This is a genomic window from Pseudomonas sp. GW821-FHT03E01 (genome assembly GCF_059420765.1).
Map to the genome: position 1 here is coordinate 312,040 of NZ_JBWKUI010000003.1, position 15,625 is coordinate 327,664.

The 15,625-nt window shown below is 51.0% G+C and carries 17 protein-coding genes and 3 pseudogenes; 10 read left to right on the top strand and 10 right to left on the bottom strand.

Annotated elements, in window-relative coordinates; genetic code table 11:
- The first annotated feature begins 6 nt into the window (after positions 1-6).
- From AC07VO_RS06905 to AC07VO_RS06925, 5 genes are read left to right on the top strand one after another with little or no spacing between them, the layout of a single operon-like run.
- Entirely contained in the window at positions 7-288 is a 282-nt protein-coding gene (locus AC07VO_RS06905; protein ID WP_186534177.1) for a phage antirepressor KilAC domain-containing protein, read from the top strand.
- Positions 275-454, top strand: coding sequence for a hypothetical protein (locus tag AC07VO_RS06910; RefSeq protein WP_139315800.1), 180 nt, complete (start codon positions 275-277; stop codon positions 452-454). Before AC07VO_RS06905 ends, AC07VO_RS06910 begins: the two co-directional genes overlap by 14 nt.
- Complete coding sequence (locus tag AC07VO_RS06915; protein WP_116254739.1) at positions 447-803, top strand: pyocin activator PrtN family protein; 357 nt, start codon at positions 447-449, stop codon at positions 801-803. Before AC07VO_RS06910 ends, AC07VO_RS06915 begins: the two co-directional genes overlap by 8 nt.
- On the top strand, positions 790-1,026 hold the full coding sequence (locus AC07VO_RS06920) for a DUF4224 domain-containing protein (RefSeq protein WP_116254740.1): 237 nt from the start codon (positions 790-792) through the stop codon (positions 1,024-1,026). Before AC07VO_RS06915 ends, AC07VO_RS06920 begins: the two co-directional genes overlap by 14 nt.
- A gap of 2 nt (positions 1,027-1,028) precedes the next feature.
- On the top strand, positions 1,029-2,096 hold the full coding sequence (locus tag AC07VO_RS06925; RefSeq protein WP_258717588.1) for a tyrosine-type recombinase/integrase: 1,068 nt from the start codon (positions 1,029-1,031) through the stop codon (positions 2,094-2,096).
- Between the two features lie 163 nt (positions 2,097-2,259).
- On the opposite strand, the gene AC07VO_RS06930 is transcribed toward AC07VO_RS06925, so the two are convergent.
- Positions 2,260-2,721, bottom strand: a complete 462-nt coding sequence (locus AC07VO_RS06930; protein WP_495007496.1) for an NUDIX hydrolase — start codon at positions 2,719-2,721, stop codon at positions 2,260-2,262.
- 116 nt (positions 2,722-2,837) lie between these two features.
- On the opposite strand from AC07VO_RS06930, the gene AC07VO_RS06935 reads away from it, so the two are divergent.
- On the top strand, positions 2,838-4,268 hold the full coding sequence (locus AC07VO_RS06935; RefSeq protein WP_495007497.1) for an IS1182 family transposase: 1,431 nt from the start codon (positions 2,838-2,840) through the stop codon (positions 4,266-4,268).
- A gap of 227 nt (positions 4,269-4,495) precedes the next feature.
- Here the strand turns inward: AC07VO_RS06935 and AC07VO_RS06940 are convergent, their stop codons facing one another.
- The 5 genes from AC07VO_RS06940 to AC07VO_RS06960 all read right to left on the bottom strand — a co-directional run bounded on the left by AC07VO_RS06940 (position 4,496) and on the right by AC07VO_RS06960 (position 9,626).
- Positions 4,496-4,990 (bottom strand): SLATT domain-containing protein, encoded by a 495-nt coding sequence (locus AC07VO_RS06940; RefSeq protein ID WP_258708126.1) that lies wholly within the window; start codon positions 4,988-4,990, stop codon positions 4,496-4,498.
- A gap of 184 nt (positions 4,991-5,174) precedes the next feature.
- Positions 5,175-6,317: a DUF2971 domain-containing protein gene (locus AC07VO_RS06945; protein ID WP_495007498.1), complete on the bottom strand. Its 1,143-nt coding sequence runs from the start codon at positions 6,315-6,317 to the stop codon at positions 5,175-5,177.
- Between the two features lie 2 nt (positions 6,318-6,319).
- Complete coding sequence (locus AC07VO_RS06950) at positions 6,320-7,393, bottom strand: hypothetical protein (protein ID WP_495007499.1); 1,074 nt, start codon at positions 7,391-7,393, stop codon at positions 6,320-6,322.
- Positions 7,394-7,543: 150 nt separating this feature from the next.
- Positions 7,544-7,762 (bottom strand): hypothetical protein, encoded by a 219-nt coding sequence (locus AC07VO_RS06955; RefSeq protein ID WP_495007500.1) that lies wholly within the window; start codon positions 7,760-7,762, stop codon positions 7,544-7,546.
- A gap of 433 nt (positions 7,763-8,195) precedes the next feature.
- The gene (locus AC07VO_RS06960; protein ID WP_495007501.1) at positions 8,196-9,626 is read right to left on the bottom strand and encodes an IS1182 family transposase; all 1,431 of its coding nucleotides are present in this window, start codon (positions 9,624-9,626) and stop codon (positions 8,196-8,198) included.
- A gap of 123 nt (positions 9,627-9,749) precedes the next feature.
- On the opposite strand from AC07VO_RS06960, the gene AC07VO_RS06965 reads away from it, so the two are divergent.
- Positions 9,750-10,037 carry a barstar family protein gene (locus AC07VO_RS06965; protein ID WP_495007502.1) on the top strand — a complete coding sequence of 96 codons (288 nt, stop codon included), beginning with the start codon at positions 9,750-9,752 and terminating at the stop codon, positions 10,035-10,037.
- Positions 10,038-10,175: 138 nt separating this feature from the next.
- Here AC07VO_RS06965 and AC07VO_RS06970 read toward each other — a convergent pair whose 3' ends face one another.
- Positions 10,176-10,718 (bottom strand): hypothetical protein, encoded by a 543-nt coding sequence (locus AC07VO_RS06970; RefSeq protein ID WP_495007503.1) that lies wholly within the window; start codon positions 10,716-10,718, stop codon positions 10,176-10,178.
- Positions 10,719-11,447: 729 nt separating this feature from the next.
- On the opposite strand from AC07VO_RS06970, the pseudogene AC07VO_RS06975 reads away from it, so the two are divergent.
- The 3 pseudogenes from AC07VO_RS06975 to AC07VO_RS06985 all read left to right on the top strand — a co-directional run.
- Positions 11,448-11,656: pseudogene (locus AC07VO_RS06975) on the top strand (hypothetical protein).
- 419 nt (positions 11,657-12,075) lie between these two features.
- A pseudogene (locus AC07VO_RS06980) lies at positions 12,076-12,321 on the top strand (winged helix-turn-helix domain-containing protein); the annotation flags it as partial.
- A 168-nt stretch (positions 12,322-12,489) separates the two neighbouring features.
- Positions 12,490-12,678 (top strand): annotated as a pseudogene (locus AC07VO_RS06985) (integrase); the annotation flags it as partial.
- A gap of 1,098 nt (positions 12,679-13,776) precedes the next feature.
- Here the strand turns inward: AC07VO_RS06985 and AC07VO_RS06990 are convergent.
- From AC07VO_RS06990 to AC07VO_RS07000, 3 genes are all read right to left on the bottom strand, one after another.
- Positions 13,777-13,944 (bottom strand): hypothetical protein, encoded by a 168-nt coding sequence (locus AC07VO_RS06990; protein WP_158245530.1) that lies wholly within the window; start codon positions 13,942-13,944, stop codon positions 13,777-13,779.
- Between the two features lie 239 nt (positions 13,945-14,183).
- The gene (locus AC07VO_RS06995) at positions 14,184-14,720 is read right to left on the bottom strand and encodes a dihydrofolate reductase family protein (RefSeq protein WP_018927610.1); all 537 of its coding nucleotides are present in this window, start codon (positions 14,718-14,720) and stop codon (positions 14,184-14,186) included.
- Between the two features lie 168 nt (positions 14,721-14,888).
- Positions 14,889-15,488 (bottom strand): TetR/AcrR family transcriptional regulator, encoded by a 600-nt coding sequence (locus tag AC07VO_RS07000; RefSeq protein ID WP_173861155.1) that lies wholly within the window; start codon positions 15,486-15,488, stop codon positions 14,889-14,891.
- Between the last annotated feature and the right edge of the window lie 137 nt (positions 15,489-15,625).

The following is a 15,625-nucleotide window of genomic DNA, read 5'->3' on the forward strand; positions in this document are numbered from 1 at the left end:
GACGCCATGGAACGCACCCTCGCCCAAGCAGCCGCTCAACTCGGCCTCACTCGCCCCAAACTGATCACTCTCATGCGGGAAAAAGGTTTGCTCAAGGGAAACTTGCCGGCGGACCCGAAGCGCGACAAAGCGTACCTGCGGGTCAAGGACAGTCCCTGGTATGACGAGAAACACGGAATGCAGTACAGCCAGTCGACTCGGGTGAAGCAGGCCGGTATCCGCTGGCTGGCCGAGCAGTTGGACATCGATCTTCCTGCCATCCCGGCAGATCGCCGTGACGTGGCCTAGGGAGTACGCCCGCCAGATCGTTGCCATGCGCACACGCGAGGAGCGCAACGCCGCGCTCCTCGAAGTGCCCGAACATCTGCGCGAGCTGACCAGACGCCACTGCCTGAACGCCTGGAACCACCCGGCACGACAACAACGCAAGGAGGCTCGACAAGCCCATGAGTAACGCTGCACAGAATCCGCTTCGCCTGCATCCGGCGCCCGAATCGGCCACCGTCGAACTGCTGTATCGAATCTTCGGTGACGTCCTGATCCCGCTGGAAAAAGTCCGCGAGCAGTACTTTCGCAATCTCAACGAGCAATCGTTCGTGACGGAGATCAACAGCGGCCGCATCCAGCTTCCCATAACCACGCTGGACACCAGCCGCAAGGCCCTCAAATACGCCCACATCCGGCACGTCGCCTCGCTGATCGATATCCGCGCCTACAAAGCCGACGAGAGCATGCAACGCCAACAGGGCGAACCCATACAAGCAGAAGCGAATTTAGAAAGGAATAAACATGGAAATTCATAGCGAAACTCTTGCCGAGGACGAGCTGGTCGCAATCACCGGATATCAACGACCTTCATTGCAACTGGACTGGCTCAATCGAAATGGCTGGAAATACGTACTTACAGGTGCAAGACGACCCGTTGTTGGTCGCGTGTACGCACGAATGAAACTGTCCGGTGTGAAGCCTTCATCTGACAATATTGCGGCTGAAGCCTGGTCGCTAGATCTTTCACGCGTGGGGTGAAAATGCGACCAAGAAAGGCTGCAAATCGGGATCTGCCACCTCGAATGATCAGGCGGGTTAGGTCAATGAAAAACGGCTCAGAGTGGGTCGGGTACTACTACGACGGGAGAGATGATCAGGGGAAGAGGAAGGAAATTCCGTTGGGTGGCGACTTGGATGTCGCCAAGGCGGAATGGGCGAAACTCGATTGCAAGCCAATTCCGCAAAAGAACACCCTTCTGGGAAAAGTTTTCGACCGATACGAAGCCGAGATCATTCCGGCGAAAAAACCTAGAACCCAAAAGGACAACTTGCTTTCACTGACGCAACTCAGGAAAGCATTCAGTGAAGCGCCCATCAATGCGGTGACACCACAGGTGATAGCCCAGTACCGCGACAAACGGACCGGGAAGGTTCGGGCGAATCGCGAGATCTCACTGCTCTCGCACATCTATAACATTGCCAGGGAATGGGGTATCACTGACAAGGAGAACCCAGCCTCCGGTGTGCGCAAGAACAAAGAGACACCACGTGACTTTTACGCTGATGCCACGATCTGGAATGCCGTCTACGGTGTTGCCGTGCCAGAACTCAAAGACGCCATGGACCTGGCCTATCTTACGGGCCAACGCCCTGCTGATGTCCTATCCATGCGCGCTACGGATATCACCGACAGCTTTCTGCAGGTTGCCCAGGGCAAGACCTCGAAAAAGCTCCGCATCCGGCTCGATGCCGGCGAGATCATTAACGGTTTGGGTGAGCTGATAGAAAAGCTGCTCGCACAGCGGAAGGCGCGCGCAGTGCGAAACCCGTACTTGATCATTACGGAGGATGGTCGCCGCGTGACCGCGCCAATGCTTCGCCTACGGTTCGACGATGCACGCAATGTTGCTATCGCGAAAGCTCTAGAGGACGAAGATGCGCAACTCGCTTCAAGCATCCGACAGTTCCAGTTCAGGGATATCCGGCCGAAGGCAGCCAGTGAGATTGACGATCTTGGTCATGCCAGCCGACTGCTTGGGCATACCGATAAACGCATAACAGAAACAGTTTATCGACGCGTCGGCGAGATCGTGAAACCCACACGATGAACCCAACATAATCGGTTAAATTCGCTCAGGAGCGCTCTAACCGCTCACCTAGAACTTAAGAGCTGCTCTCCGCGACATGCAGCTCTCGGCCAATAGCTCCCAGTTGTATCCGGCAGCAACCGGCCCAGAGTGTGTAAAAACGCATATGGACTCGCGGTGACGGTTACGCATCCGGTTCGAAGACACCTGCATCCACGAGCATCTCAACTAACGCCTCTGGCCATACCGTTTCTCCAGTAGATCTCAGCTCGGGAGCGGACCACCAGTGATGATCTGCCATGACCTGAGTCTCGTGTAAGGTCCATTCGGAGCTAGAAAGGATCTGGCTTTCCGCGTGCACAACGAAATACTGCTCAACTGCGAATACCGTCTCGCCGCTGGGCAGGAGCATTGAAAACCTCCGATCTGCCACAGGCCCTACAACTGTGTTGACCTGAATACCGGTCTCCTCACGCAGTTCACGTATTGCAGCAGCGTGGAATGTTTCTCCGTCCTCAAGACCACCGCCAGGGGTGGCCCAGTAATTTCTACCGGCTAAGGCACCGTCTTTATGGAGAAATTTGAAAAGCAGGACATCTCGAGAGGGGCTTATAACTAGTAATCGTGCTGCCTTTCGCTCACGCATTTGACGTATATCTTCCCTAAAATTTTGAGATGTGGAGTGCAGCCCTGATTAGTCGGAGGTCACCCACATGGCTCGTAGCGTTACGATGGGGTAATGATACTTCAGCAGGGCTGCCCATGAAGCGCTTCATCCAAGGTGAGCATCGCGGCCAAAGCACATTGCTTCCCGAGAGCCTCGACGACTACGTCAGCGATACCAACCCAGTGCGCGTAGTTGATGTTTTTGTCGACGAACTCGACCTGATCAGGCTGGGTTTTGACGGAGCAGTTCCAGCTGATACGGGCCGACCTGGTTACCACCCTGCGATCCTGCTAAAGATCTACATCTACGGCTATCTCAACCGCATTCAGTCGAGCCGACGCCTTGAACGAGAAGCCCAACGCAACATTGAGCTGATGTGGTTGACCGGGCGTTTGATGCCGGATTTCAAGACCATCGCCAACTTCCGAAAAGACAACAGCAAGGCCATCCGAGGCGTCTGTCGCCAGTTCGTCGTGCTGTGTCAGCAGTTGGGACTATTCGGAGAAAATCTGGTCGCCATCAATGGCAGTAAATTCAAAGCAGTCAACAACCGCGACCGCAATTTCACCAGCGCCAAACTGAAACGGCGAATGGAAGAAATTGAATCGAGTATCAATCGGTATCTGACTGCGCTCGACGAAGCCGATCAGCAAGAACCCTCAATCGCACAGCCCAAAGCTACTCGTCTGCAAGAGAAAATCGACAAGCTCAAAGTTCAGATGAAAGAGTTACAGGTCATTGAAACTCAGCTCAACGAATCGCCGGATAAACAGGTCTCACTGACCGATCCAGACGCCCGCTCCATGATGACTCGCGGCACGGGAATCGTCGGTTACAACGTGCAGACAGCGGTCGATACCCAGCACCATTTGATCGTTGCGCATGAGGTGACCAACGTCGGTTCTGACCGCGATCAACTCAGCTCGATGGCCAAGCAGGCCCGCGAGGCGATGGCGTCAGAAACGTTGTCGGTAGTGGCTGACCGAGGATACTTCAAAAGCGAAGAAATCCTGGCTTGTCACGATGCAGGCATCATCGCCTATGTGCCCAAGCCGATGACCTCTGGAGCCAAGGCTGACGGGCGTTTCAATAACGATGCGTTCATCTATGACACGGCGAAAAACGAATACATCTGCCCGGCTGGAGAAGCGCTCATTTGGCGCTATACCAACGTTGAAAAAGGCCTGAAGTTGCATCGGTACTGGAGTTCAAAATGCCAACGTTGCTCACTGAAATCGCAATGTACACCAAGCACAGAGCGGCGAGTCCGACGCTGGGAGCATGAAGCAATACTTGAAGAAATGCAGAGCCGGTTGAGCAACGCGCCGGAGATGATGCGAGTCCGAAAACGAACGGTTGAGCATCCCTTCGGGACGCTCAAACAATGGATGGGTGCGACGCACTTCCTGACACGAAAGCTTGCAGGGGTGAGTGCCGAGATGAGCTTGAACGTGCTCGCCTACAACCTGAAACGGGTCATGAAAATCATCGGTACCACTGGTTTGATGAAGGCTTTAACGGCGTAAAAACCGGTATTTTTACCCATCCAAAAGGACTCCAAGAGGCTGCTGAGGCGTTTCAACTGATCTTGGAAACGTCGTGGCCTTCATCAGTTGCAAAGCCTGAGCACGGTCTACTAGCGTCGCTTTAGAAAACCCGATTTAGCCGTTTTTACACACTCTGGGCCAATAGCGGACGCTCGAGGGTGCGAAATTGCAAACCGAACTTCAGTTCTTCGCCTTAAATAAAAATTTTAGTTGCTCCAGTTTGACAGTTGGGCAGGGTTGGCGATTTTTTTATGGATCTTCCGTGGAATGTGCGGAGCCTCCTCTGCCAATGCATCAAGACGAGAACGGACGTTGTGTATTAGCTCCTGAGTTATTGGCGTCGCTAATCCGATCTGTTCAAACTCTCTTCCAATGGAGTTATATTTAGACCCCGCAGTCCTGTGCTTTTCTGCTTTTTCCTGATAAGCCATCGAGGCGGAAAATGTTGCTAGGACTGCTGCTAAAATACTAAAAAAACCAAGCATTATCTGCAACCATAATGCGGGTTGGTTCTGCAGCGTCGCGAACACAGTGGTACCGGTTATAGCAGACAGCACTGCTGCCGAGCCAGATAATCGCGCGTGCATTTTAGTGTAGTATTCAGCAGATTTGTAATGCCCAACGGCTACTGTACTACACCGTGTATACCATTTTCTCAGCAGCTGTTCGGTGTCAACTGGTAGCTCAAGATCCACTGACATATAACCCCCTACAAAGTAACCTATAAATGGCAAAGCCGGCCTAATCGTATTACACTACTAAAATTAAGATCTGAAGCTTCTCGCATCATTCCAACTTGTAGTACTCAAGTGGCTGCCATCGCTTAACTAGCGTAAAATATTACCGATTCCTAGTTATAGGGAAGCGGGTTAATGAGTATTCCACTCAGAGTATAGGGTCATAGGAAAAATTTCCGTTTTCGATAGCCATTCCTTCCCCTCTCCTCCACCTATCCAATCGATCTGCATACTGCGCACTACCGGGCTTCAATATTGACCCCATCAGATATAAATCAAGATCTACAATTTTTACAGCCCTAGAACTGGGGCAGATCTCTGCCTGTTGATAGAGAAAATCAAAAACATAGGTTTTTCCGCCCTGAATATTTTTGTATTTATCTAGCATTTTATGACTAATAATATTTCGTATTGCTTCTTTGTCCTGTGATGACATTCGCGCACCGAATATTATTCCAGTAACCTGACTGAAATCATAATAAAACAAACGTTGCAAACTGTTATAGGCCGAGCAGCCGGAAATCCACTTAGTGGGCTGGCGCAACATTAGTCTGCATTCTTGCTCGTACTGCCAGCACTTATTTTTGGTAAGTAATTGCTCTCTAATTTTTTTATGATACTCCAGCCTTGATGATTCTGAGTCGAAGCTATAGCCCGTGTAGATTACTGGTAGCAATGAAAATGCATCTATCGGATGAAGCTGATCTTTGTAATTGATATCTTCGATTTCGAAAGCAGCACTAACAGATGAGAGGTGGTTTGTTGCAACAGCTAGTGAGTCTTTTTTTCTAATTGGACACTGATTTAGGCAGCCATTTATCGGTCTATAAGTCAGACAAAATCCCGTATGACTCGCGGCATAGTGAGACCACATCAACATGTCTGAATTTGTTCTAGATAATGAGATGGAGTATCCCGAGCCAGGGGCATAAAGGTTTAGCAGTGCCAATAGGTGTTCCAGCGAATTTTCAAGCTTGGAGAGCTCCATGAGTGAGACGTGCCTATTACTGAAAACTCGCTCTATTATTTTTTCTTTATGAGCGTGAAAGTCGATTATTAACTGCTCATAAGAAACTGGACCTATCTTTGTTAAATAAGCCGCAGCAATTTTTGCTTCATGATCATTCTCCCATAGGCTTGTTAGTGTTCGTGTCCAGTCGCCTGAAAATTCAAATTTTGACTGCATATCGATAGGGTCGTTAAGCTCTTCCTTTGAGGCGAAATACCATTCATCGTAAAGTAAGCCTTTTTGTGAAAGCAAGTTTGACGATCGATACCGATAGACATGCATTTTTACTCTCCTATGCTGACTTTGAATTCTGTATTAGGCCTAAGCTCCATCTGCCATAGTGGAAGCTTGTCGCCTTTGTATCCCTTGGGGATCTCAACCGAAAAAATCTCGGGATCTGCCGCTGTATCTAATGCAATTACTCGCTGCTCGTAAACCGTATGTTGTTTGTAAGCAGTGCTAACCATGGAGCTTAGATGGCCAATGATTCCAAATCCTTGTTGACGCGCATCGTCCACTTCCTCTTGATGTTCAGGCTGATAGTCAAGCTTCACTCCCGCCAACCGTTCGCTATCAAATAGTGCCTCACCTTCAGATTCCGACCACTTTCCAAATTGAATGAGATAGAAGGCAATGTTTTTCTCAGTTCCGTCTGTAATCTCATTCTCGTCGCAATAAAATTTTATATCCGAAATAATAAAACTTGCCTGACCATCGTCTGTGATAAATGCTTCCTTTTCGGGATCGGCAACAAAAACAACTGAAAGAGGCGGCTTCGTGCCAATCATCCTGTCTCCAATGATCGACATCTCATTTTTGGCTATAGCTTCAATAAAGCTGATGCTGCATTTCGTCTTATGCTCTGTAAAAGAGCTTTTGGAAAGTAGCACCCACTGATTGAACTGGGAAAAGAATACCGCAAACTTAAGCGCCGCACCGTTTAGCTGCGCATAATTCTCAAGCTTTTGGATGTAGTCACTTTTAACAGGGAAGGGAGATTTATAATTCTTGAAATGACAGTTTTTGACTTCTACAAAAATTCTCTCCCCACTTTTTAGGACAATTAAATAGTCTGGAGGCTGAAGATCGTCATCATCAGTAAATATCGAACCACTGTCCTCTTGCTTTATAAGCTTGCATCCACCGAGAGCTCCAGCAACATGAGCAAACATTGCCTCTACTCTTTTACCATGTAGCAGCTTTGCATCTTCGAACGACTCTTTTAGTGAGCTTTTTACGAGCCCCATGAATTCTCTAGCATCCTCATCCTCAGAGACTTTAAATCCATGTTCTCTACCAAGGGCAGTGAAAAGATCTATCACTTCAAATTTACCAGGGTTTCTCTTAATTCTCTTCATCGCTAAAACTCTATTTAGATGAGTAGGCTCTTTGAGCATAACCCTGAATTTATCATCGTAAGAATATCTCTTACAGATAAGTTCGACGTAGCCTGCCTATGACTCCAAGTCAGAACCCTTACACTTGGCGAATGGCGGGCGGCCAAAGCCCTAGAGTTCCCGTAGTCGCATAATTGCATCTGTGATTGCTTGCGCGTTCGTATCCAAGGTTTCCATCGCCACAACTGCGTTTTCTGCAACAGCGTCTACGCCATTATCTGAAAGCCATTTCGTGACCTCCTCAATTGCTGCGGCCAAGGCATGTTGGTTGTGCAGCAGCAATGTCAGAGCATCTGCCGTGGCGACGTTGGATTCAGAACTGTTTGGCATGGGATCGTCCTTGAGCGAGGTTCCTTGACAGCGTAGTCCAGGGCAGTCGGATCATCACCAACGCAGCGTTTGCCGCACAGCATTTCTCGCACCAGAACAGTGCGCCAGTCCCATATGGCCTTTTTTCAGACGCCAAAAACCACAAACCCCCGACTTTCTCTAGGAAAATCAGGGGTTTGCGTTTTCTGAATTTGGCGGTGAAGGAGAGATTCGAACTCCACCAAATTTTTGCCATCATCAATGCTCTTCGGGACTCACGTTAGCGTCCGCTTCTGGCCCAGAGTGTGTAAAAACGCTAGATCCCGTTTCGATCTTCAAGGCCGAGTGACTGTCCGGCTTCGTAGCTTGATCAAGGCACGACGTCCCTTCCTGATGAGCTAAACCGTCCCAGCAATGCGCCAGATCATCGGGAGACGGTTAAATAGGCCGGTTTTTAGGCCGTTAGCGCCTTTATCAAGTGATGGGTGCCGATGATTTTCATGACCCGTTTCATATTGTAGGCGAGTACATTCAAACTCATCTCCGCACTCACCCCCGCCAGCTTTCGCGTCAGGAAATGCGTCGTACCCATCCATTGTTTGAGCGTCCCGAAGGGGTGCTCAACAGTCCGCTTTCGAACTCTCATCATCTCCGGTGCTTTGTTCAGCCGAAGCTGCATTTCCTCCAATACGGCTTCATGCTCCCAGCGTCGAATTCGTCGTTCCGTGCTCGGCGTGCACTGCGCTTTCAGCGTGCAGCCCTGGCATTTCGAACTCCAGTAGCGGTGTAACTTCAGGCCTTTTTCAACGCTGGAAAAACGCCAAATCAGTGTCTCTCCAGCTGGACAAATGTATTCATTTTTTGAAGCGTCGTAGCTGAAGGCATCATTGTTGAAACGCCCATCGGCTTTAGCTGCTGAGGTCATCGGCTTGGGCACGTAGGCGGTTATATGAGCGTCGTGACAAGCCAAGATTTCCTCGCTTTTGAAGTAACCTCGGTCAGCCACTACCGACAGCGTTTCTGACGCCATCGCCTCGCGGGCCTGCTTGGCCATCGAGCTGAGTTGATCGCGGTCGGAACCGACGTTGGTAACCTCGTGCGCAACGATCAAATGGTGCTGGGTATCGACCGCTGTCTGCACGTTGTAGCCGACAATTCCAGTGCCGCGCGTCATCATGGAGCGGGCGTCTGGATCGGTCAGTGAGACCTGTTTATCTGGCGATTCGTTAAGCTGGATTTCAATCGCTTGAAGCTCCTTCATTTGCGTCTTCAGCTTGGCTATTTTCTCTTCCAACCGCACTGTTTTTGGCTCAGAGGATGTGGGTTCTTGCCGATCGGCTGCATCGAGTGCCACTAGGTAACGGATGATGCTCGATTCAATTTCTTCCATTCGCCGCTTCAGTTTGGCGCTGGTGAAATTGCGGTCACGATTGTTGACTGCCTTGAATTTGCTGCCGTCGATGGCGACCAGATTTTCTCCGAACAGTCCCAACTGCTGACACAGCACAACGAACTGGCGGCAGACGCCTCGGATGGCCTTGCTGTTGTCTTTTCGGAAGTTGGCGATGGTCTTGAAATCCGGCATCAAACGCCCGGTCAGCCACATCAGCTCGACGTTGCGTTGGGCTTCCCGTTCCAGGCGTCGACTCGACTGAATCCGGTTCAGATAGCCGTAGATGTAAATCTTCAATAGGATCGCGGGATGATAAGCTGGCCGGCCCGTCTCTGCCGGTATGACACCGTCAAAACCAAGCTTGGCCAGGTCGAGTTCATCGACGAAGACGTCGACTACGCGCACCGGGTTGGTATCGCTGACGTAGTCGTCAAGGCTCTCGGGAAGCAAGGTGCTTTGGCCGCGATGTTCGCCTTGGATGAAGCGCTTCATTGACGATTCCTGAGTTAAACAACTCGGAAAATCATAGCAAAGGTGTATAGCGGCATAGGCTCCCTGACAGAGGCGGACTTCAGTTACCCCTCTTACTGGCGAACAATTTTTGAGGTGCTGACGATGGCCCGCTTACAGGTAGTAAAGATTGACTTAAGTGAGGTGACGAGTTCTGACGAACTCCATTCCATCTTGAAAGATGCACTCGGATTCCCTAGCTGGTACGGCTGCAATTGGGATGCTTTCTGGGACGCAATTACGGGACTTGTTGAAATGCCCATACACTTGAAAATCTCAGGGTGGAATACTTTATCCAGACGTTTACCGGGGGATGCGAAGCTGATGCAAAAAATCCTTGAAGCCATGAAGATCGAGTATCCAGAACTCGCACCAGATGTGGAGTTCGACTAAACGATTTTTAGGCCGACATTTGGCCGGAGCCACGTAAACCGCCAGCCTCGCAGCGAGATCCTTGGCTCACTGCCGTTGGCTGGCTGCACCATCTGTTTTTACACACTCTGGGCCAGAAGCTGACGCTGAATTCAGTTGTTAGCTCGGTGACCTGCGCAGGGTTTCCACTCTAGTGTGCTCAAGCGCATTCAATAGCGCATCAGAAAGCTCGCGACGAGAGACGATGACGTCCTCATTTACCCGCCAAGCGATGCCAATGTCAAAAGCAAACCCAGGATAGGCGATATGATTGTCAGTCTTTTTATGGATTGATGCTGGTTCAAACTTCGCCAACGGAACTCTTACACGAGCAAATCTTGCTTTTACCTGCTTAAAAGTCTCAAAAATTTGGGGCGGATCGTTGCACTGATTTTCTGACAATCGCTGAGTCAACGTTCGAACCACTTCATAGGCACCAAGTACCCATAGGTATGACTGGGTCACATGTCCTTGAATATCTTCATATGCGGGTGAGATATTTTTTTGGCAGTAGTCATCCACAAGCTTTTCATCAGCTCCACACAACTTAACGTCCATGTCCCCGAGGTTCTGAACTAGCTCCATAAGATGGGGCTCGAACCTCATCAACCCAATAGAAACCTTTATCCATCGCTCAAAGCGATCGCCCTCGTCAAAAATCATTTTCTCTCCCTAACAGCTCACAATACTGTGCTGGCCAACACAGTTTCATCGTGCGTTCCCTACCATCGACCCTCGGTCAGGTCCGCCAATACCCAAGTTCGTCGTCTACTCTGAGCCTGATGGTATCTCAAGAGCGGCCCGGTGCGACTGGCCGCTATGGGATTTCTACCTGTAGGCAACGTCAGCTTCTGGCCGTGTCCGCCTGCCACGACTGACCAGGTTGGCTGCAAAAATCCCACTTCAGACGAAAGTCGCTTTTCCATCAAGCTCAGTCTCTTGATTGCAGCTATGAAATTTAGGGCGATCATGAGCCTACCCAGAACGCCAAATAACCGGTCAAATTCGTTTCCGCAAGTAAGCGTCCACCCCTTGATTTCAGAGACCTCCAGAGCATTAATGACTACTGCCTAGCGGAAACGAATACAACTTAAGATATTGAAATATAAGGATTAATCTTCGGACTTGAAAACCGTCGACTGTAACAGGTCCATGAGTTCGAATCCCATCGCCTCCGCCATCTTTATACGACAAAGCCCTGATTTTTCAGGGCTTTGTCGTTTCTGGGGTTTGGTGAAAATCTCGGCTCTCGGCATGTGTTCCATAACTATTATGGACTATGGACGTGTTCCAGAACTCAGCGGCTGAACCCCCTCCTCCGGCGTCCTGCTGATCGTTAAAAATCCTTCACGTAAGGTGATGCTACGCTGTCCTCAAAACCGAGGATTTGCGATGCCACATTCGGACCTCCCCCCTCCCTGCTGTACAAGATCAACGAAAACCAACTCGCGCTCGAAGCCGCCATCATGGAGCTTTCCAACTGGGTCGAAGCCCGCGGCTCAGCCGACGTCGCCGACAACGTGCGCGGCGCCTTGGACACCATCGACAAGAACGAAGAGTTCATCAAGATGACGCTCGCGGTACTGATGACGCTGGAGTGAATTAGCACTGCATCTTATCGCTACCCCGCTACCACCTCGCCTCAAATACTGAGGCGAAACCGTGGATCCGTACGAAATCGAAGACACCCGCAACTGGCTGGAATGTCCTTAATCCTCCCTATCAAAACCAACGTACGTTCGATCTTTTTTAAAGATTTTATGATTGCTGAAACGTATCATCACCGAAATTAGCCGGTTTTAACCGAAATACACTCTGCATTGCACTGCGCCATCTCCGCTGACCTAGGAATTTCTCTATTTCGAGCCAGCTAGCGGAAGAGCAATACATCCAAAGAAACATCCTCACTTAGATGAATATCGATACGCCCCCCTCCAGACGACCCTCCGCTTTCGAGGCGCACGCCCCCGTTGAAAAGAGTATGTTCAACGCAATACGCGCACAAAGTTCAAATGCATGGATGCTAGTCGAGCCTCTGCGATTACTTACTAACAATGAAAAAACTATCAATCTAACCAAGATGGAGTACGCAGTACTCGACTTGTTAATAAGCAGCACAGAACGGATAGTAAGTAATGATGCCATTGCCAAAAAACTAAACAAAAACCTTGACCACTATAAGGGACTGGTGATGTGCCTCAGCAGGCTACAAGCGAAGTTCAAGAGGTCCGCTAGAGGAGATAACCTTTTCCGCTCGGTGAGAAATCGCGGCTACTGCATCGTCCAAACAATACACATTGAGAAGGACTTATCTAACAGGCATACCGCATGCGATGAAAAAACCTGGAAGCGCTGCTCGCCCCCCCGCCACAGCATCTACTTGCTAGCCGATGCATCTGCCTATTGGGTTGACGTATGTAGCGGCTCTGGCACGGAGGAGGTGCCGAGCTTCCATGAAATGCGGGCGCTGTCGCTGCACCTGTGGAAGAACGCCGGAAACGATGGACAGAAGATCGCAGGGCACGCGAGCGAGGGCATGACCAAAAACTACCAGCGGGACCACGAGAAAATCGTCCGGCCTGAGGCGATACCGGATCTGAATATCAGCGAAATCACTGGGTAGTTTTGCGTAGACCTGAAACGAGAAGGGGGACCAAGCCACTAAGCGCTTGATCTCCTCACGAAATATGGTCGGGACGGAGTGATTCGAACACTCGACCCCTAGCACCTCATGCCGGGGACTGTAACGACCTAAGCTATTGTTTTAGAACGAATATGACCACCTTTAAGAGTGGCAAAACATTCGATTTTTTGTGCTTATGCAAACGGAAACACGCGGCCTCCAGAGGAGGTTTTGCGCAAGCCACCGCAGGAGAATGACGAGGTGACATTGCGAAACTTTCTGCATCCGCTAGAACTTCGAGATGGCGTAGAATTGTCTGCCCGTCACCTCGAGGAAGGGACATGGCTGTAATCACGAAGAGTGACTTGGTGTACAAGTACACTTGGTCGGCAGATCAAGGCGACAACCCGCATTACACCGGGTTGCTGGATCGCGACAAGGTAGACCGGGACGAGGGACACGAGGTTGTACATTTTCCGACAGTAGTGCCCTCCCTTCCAGGCGTTCTGCCGACCTGAACCCCAAGCCCCTAGTTTGCCCCTGCCCTTACGCACCAGCCAAAAAACCGAGTATTCAGCGTGTTTTTTCCTCCTACAGACCAAGCGCCGGATATGTATTAACCCTGATACATGAAAGGTTATTATTTGACGCTTTTCTAACAGAGGCACATTGCTATGATCCCGGCAAACTCCACTGCTAGAGGCTCTGAAGTGAAATTAACACCTGCCGAAAAGACCAAGTCTCGGGGTTGGGAATGGGCCTATAAAAAAATCCGGAGTTTTGGTTGCTCTCGAAGAACGGCCCTCTACAGGGCAAGCCTCTATGCTCTTCGAGGTGACTCGGGAGGTTTCTCAAGCGAGCGGAGCTTGCAAAGATTCCGACTACGGCGTTAACCAAGCTGGTCATCACCGGTACGCCATGGCTCGACCCGACCCCCCTTCGGGCTGCAGGGCTGCGGCCACAAAGACAACCCTGACTACAAGACCGGCGCCTGCAAGATCACCATCAACTGCTAAGACAAGCGTTGGAACTCCTTCTCGGGGCGGCATGGGGCCGCGTACGGTGGCCGAGTAGGTCCCTTGATCTCCCCCGACGGCCTCACGCTGGCGTCACACATTCCGCCGCCGACGATGACACCCCGCCCGAACCAATGACATGCATGACCGACTCGACCTGCCAAAGTCTGTTCGCGCTGGCGCGATGGTTGCGCACATCGATCCGCCCCTCGGCGACCATTCCAGGCGTCAGCGGCCGAGTGATGGACATGGTCGATCTGAGCCACGCCCCTGGGCACCACCACCAGGCGACCGTCGACCGGCTTCGCCACGGCGCCCAGTTCACGTGCCAAACGCGTCAGTAGGTTCATATCGGATTCGGCGCGCTGGTCGATATGGCTGAAAACATGCTTTGCCAGCTCCGGCGCTACGGCCGCAATGTAGCATGCTCCTTGGCCATCTTGGCGACCAGAGCGCCCAGCGTTTTGGATCGGGCCTCCCTCCGGAAAATCAAGGAACCAACTGATAGGTTGACTGCACTAGACCGGAAGGAAAACACCGGCTATTTACTAGCTTCAATTCAATGTCCTGCGTAAGGGCCCCGAACAATGGTCTTCCCGACCCAATCAGCACGGGAACAGTGGTGATCACCATATCGGCGACTAACCCGTCACGCAGGAATGACTGCACCAATTGCCCGCCATCGACATAGACTCGATGCACACCTTGCCTCGCCAGTTCCGCCAGCAGGTCTGAAGGAGTGAGGTTGGAAAAACGCACTTTTCCCTCTAGCGCATTAGGCACCTGTGAATCGGCCAACTGTTGAGACAACACGATTACTGGCAGGTCGTAGAACCAAGTGTCGAAGGTCAGCACTTTCTCATAGCTCCCCCTCCCCATCACGATAGCATCCTTATCGGCGATGAAGCCCAGGTAGCCGTGATCCTCACTCTGATCATCGCGCTGCAATAGCCAGTCAATGTCACCGTCGGATCTGGCGATATAGCCATCTAGACTGATGGCGATGAAAACATGTGCAGTAGTCATAGAAGTTTCCTTATTCAGACGACGCATGACTGACCGCAAAGAGGATAGCAAAACTAATATATAGCTAAATTTCTTAGCTGGTTTTCTACAAATCCCGCTCAAATCAAATTGGTCAAAAAAACTGTGTAGCGTATTTTGATCGCGCGAATAGGCCGTTCACGCTTTGAATTAATCTTCCTTCAACACCGGTTCAACTTCATCGACCGGCAACGAAGCCAACATTTCAGCGCGACAAACCTCAAGGATCTCATCCGCGAGTGCAGAATCATCCGGGCAGGCACGCGACAAAATAATCGCGCCGACAGCACGAGACAGCAGGTCGATCATTTTCTTTCTCCCCTCTCCCGCCTCGGCATCCGGTCCCGTCGGATATTTCTCTCCCAGCGTTTGCAGGGTGTGTTCAATGCCTTCGGCAAATGTCGCTTTCACATCATCCGATTGACGCGCCGCGTCGCTGCACAACGCGGCCATGGTGCAACCGCTGCCACGTCCGTCCCGATGTTCTCGGGTCACATAGACGTTGATGAAGCCCGGAACATCGAGCGCTTGGGCGCCAGTCAGCGATTTGGCAAGACTGCAGGCCGAGGCTTCGGCCATCAGGTCGGCCTTCGACCCGAAGTGCTTGTAGAAGCCTCCATGGGTGAAACCGGCAGCTGCCATGAGATCCGCCACACCGACGCCGTCAAAGCCGCGCTCACGGAACAGCTCTGAGGCCGTTTCAACGATGTGCTCTCGATTGGCCTGCGCCTGGGCCTTGGTCACTCTCACGTGCAATACCTCGTGTTTACCGGGAAATCATGCGTCCAATCATACATAGATGCTGGTCATAATCAAAACCGTTGACAGTTTAGATTTCGATCATCATCCTAATTGCACGCAACACCGATCTCCATCAACGGGCACGG

Bases quoted from the DNA above. Each gene is read 5' to 3' on its own strand.
- AC07VO_RS06940 (WP_258708126.1), bottom strand. From the start codon at position 4,990: ATGTCAGTGGATCTTGAGCTACCAGTTGACACCGAACAGCTGCTGAGA.
- AC07VO_RS06920 (WP_116254740.1), top strand. From the start codon at position 790: ATGGAAATTCATAGCGAAACTCTTGCCGAGGACGAGCTGGTCGCAATC.
- AC07VO_RS06990 (WP_158245530.1), bottom strand. From the start codon at position 13,944: ATGTCCATCACTCGGCCGCTGACGCCTGGAATGGTCGCCGAGGGGCGG.
- AC07VO_RS06945 (WP_495007498.1), bottom strand. From the start codon at position 6,317: ATGCATGTCTATCGGTATCGATCGTCAAACTTGCTTTCACAAAAAGGC.
- AC07VO_RS06970 (WP_495007503.1), bottom strand. From the start codon at position 10,718: ATGATTTTTGACGAGGGCGATCGCTTTGAGCGATGGATAAAGGTTTCT.
- AC07VO_RS06930 (WP_495007496.1), bottom strand. From the start codon at position 2,721: ATGCGTGAGCGAAAGGCAGCACGATTACTAGTTATAAGCCCCTCTCGA.
- AC07VO_RS06960 (WP_495007501.1), bottom strand. From the start codon at position 9,626: ATGAAGCGCTTCATCCAAGGCGAACATCGCGGCCAAAGCACCTTGCTT.
- AC07VO_RS06950 (WP_495007499.1), bottom strand. From the start codon at position 7,393: ATGAAGAGAATTAAGAGAAACCCTGGTAAATTTGAAGTGATAGATCTT.
- AC07VO_RS06995 (WP_018927610.1), bottom strand. From the start codon at position 14,720: ATGACTACTGCACATGTTTTCATCGCCATCAGTCTAGATGGCTATATC.
- AC07VO_RS06955 (WP_495007500.1), bottom strand. From the start codon at position 7,762: ATGCCAAACAGTTCTGAATCCAACGTCGCCACGGCAGATGCTCTGACA.
- AC07VO_RS06905 (WP_186534177.1), top strand. From the start codon at position 7: ATGGAACGCACCCTCGCCCAAGCAGCCGCTCAACTCGGCCTCACTCGC.
- AC07VO_RS06915 (WP_116254739.1), top strand. From the start codon at position 447: ATGAGTAACGCTGCACAGAATCCGCTTCGCCTGCATCCGGCGCCCGAA.
- AC07VO_RS06935 (WP_495007497.1), top strand. From the start codon at position 2,838: ATGAAGCGCTTCATCCAAGGTGAGCATCGCGGCCAAAGCACATTGCTT.
- AC07VO_RS06925 (WP_258717588.1), top strand. From the start codon at position 1,029: ATGCGACCAAGAAAGGCTGCAAATCGGGATCTGCCACCTCGAATGATC.
- AC07VO_RS06965 (WP_495007502.1), top strand. From the start codon at position 9,750: ATGGCCCGCTTACAGGTAGTAAAGATTGACTTAAGTGAGGTGACGAGT.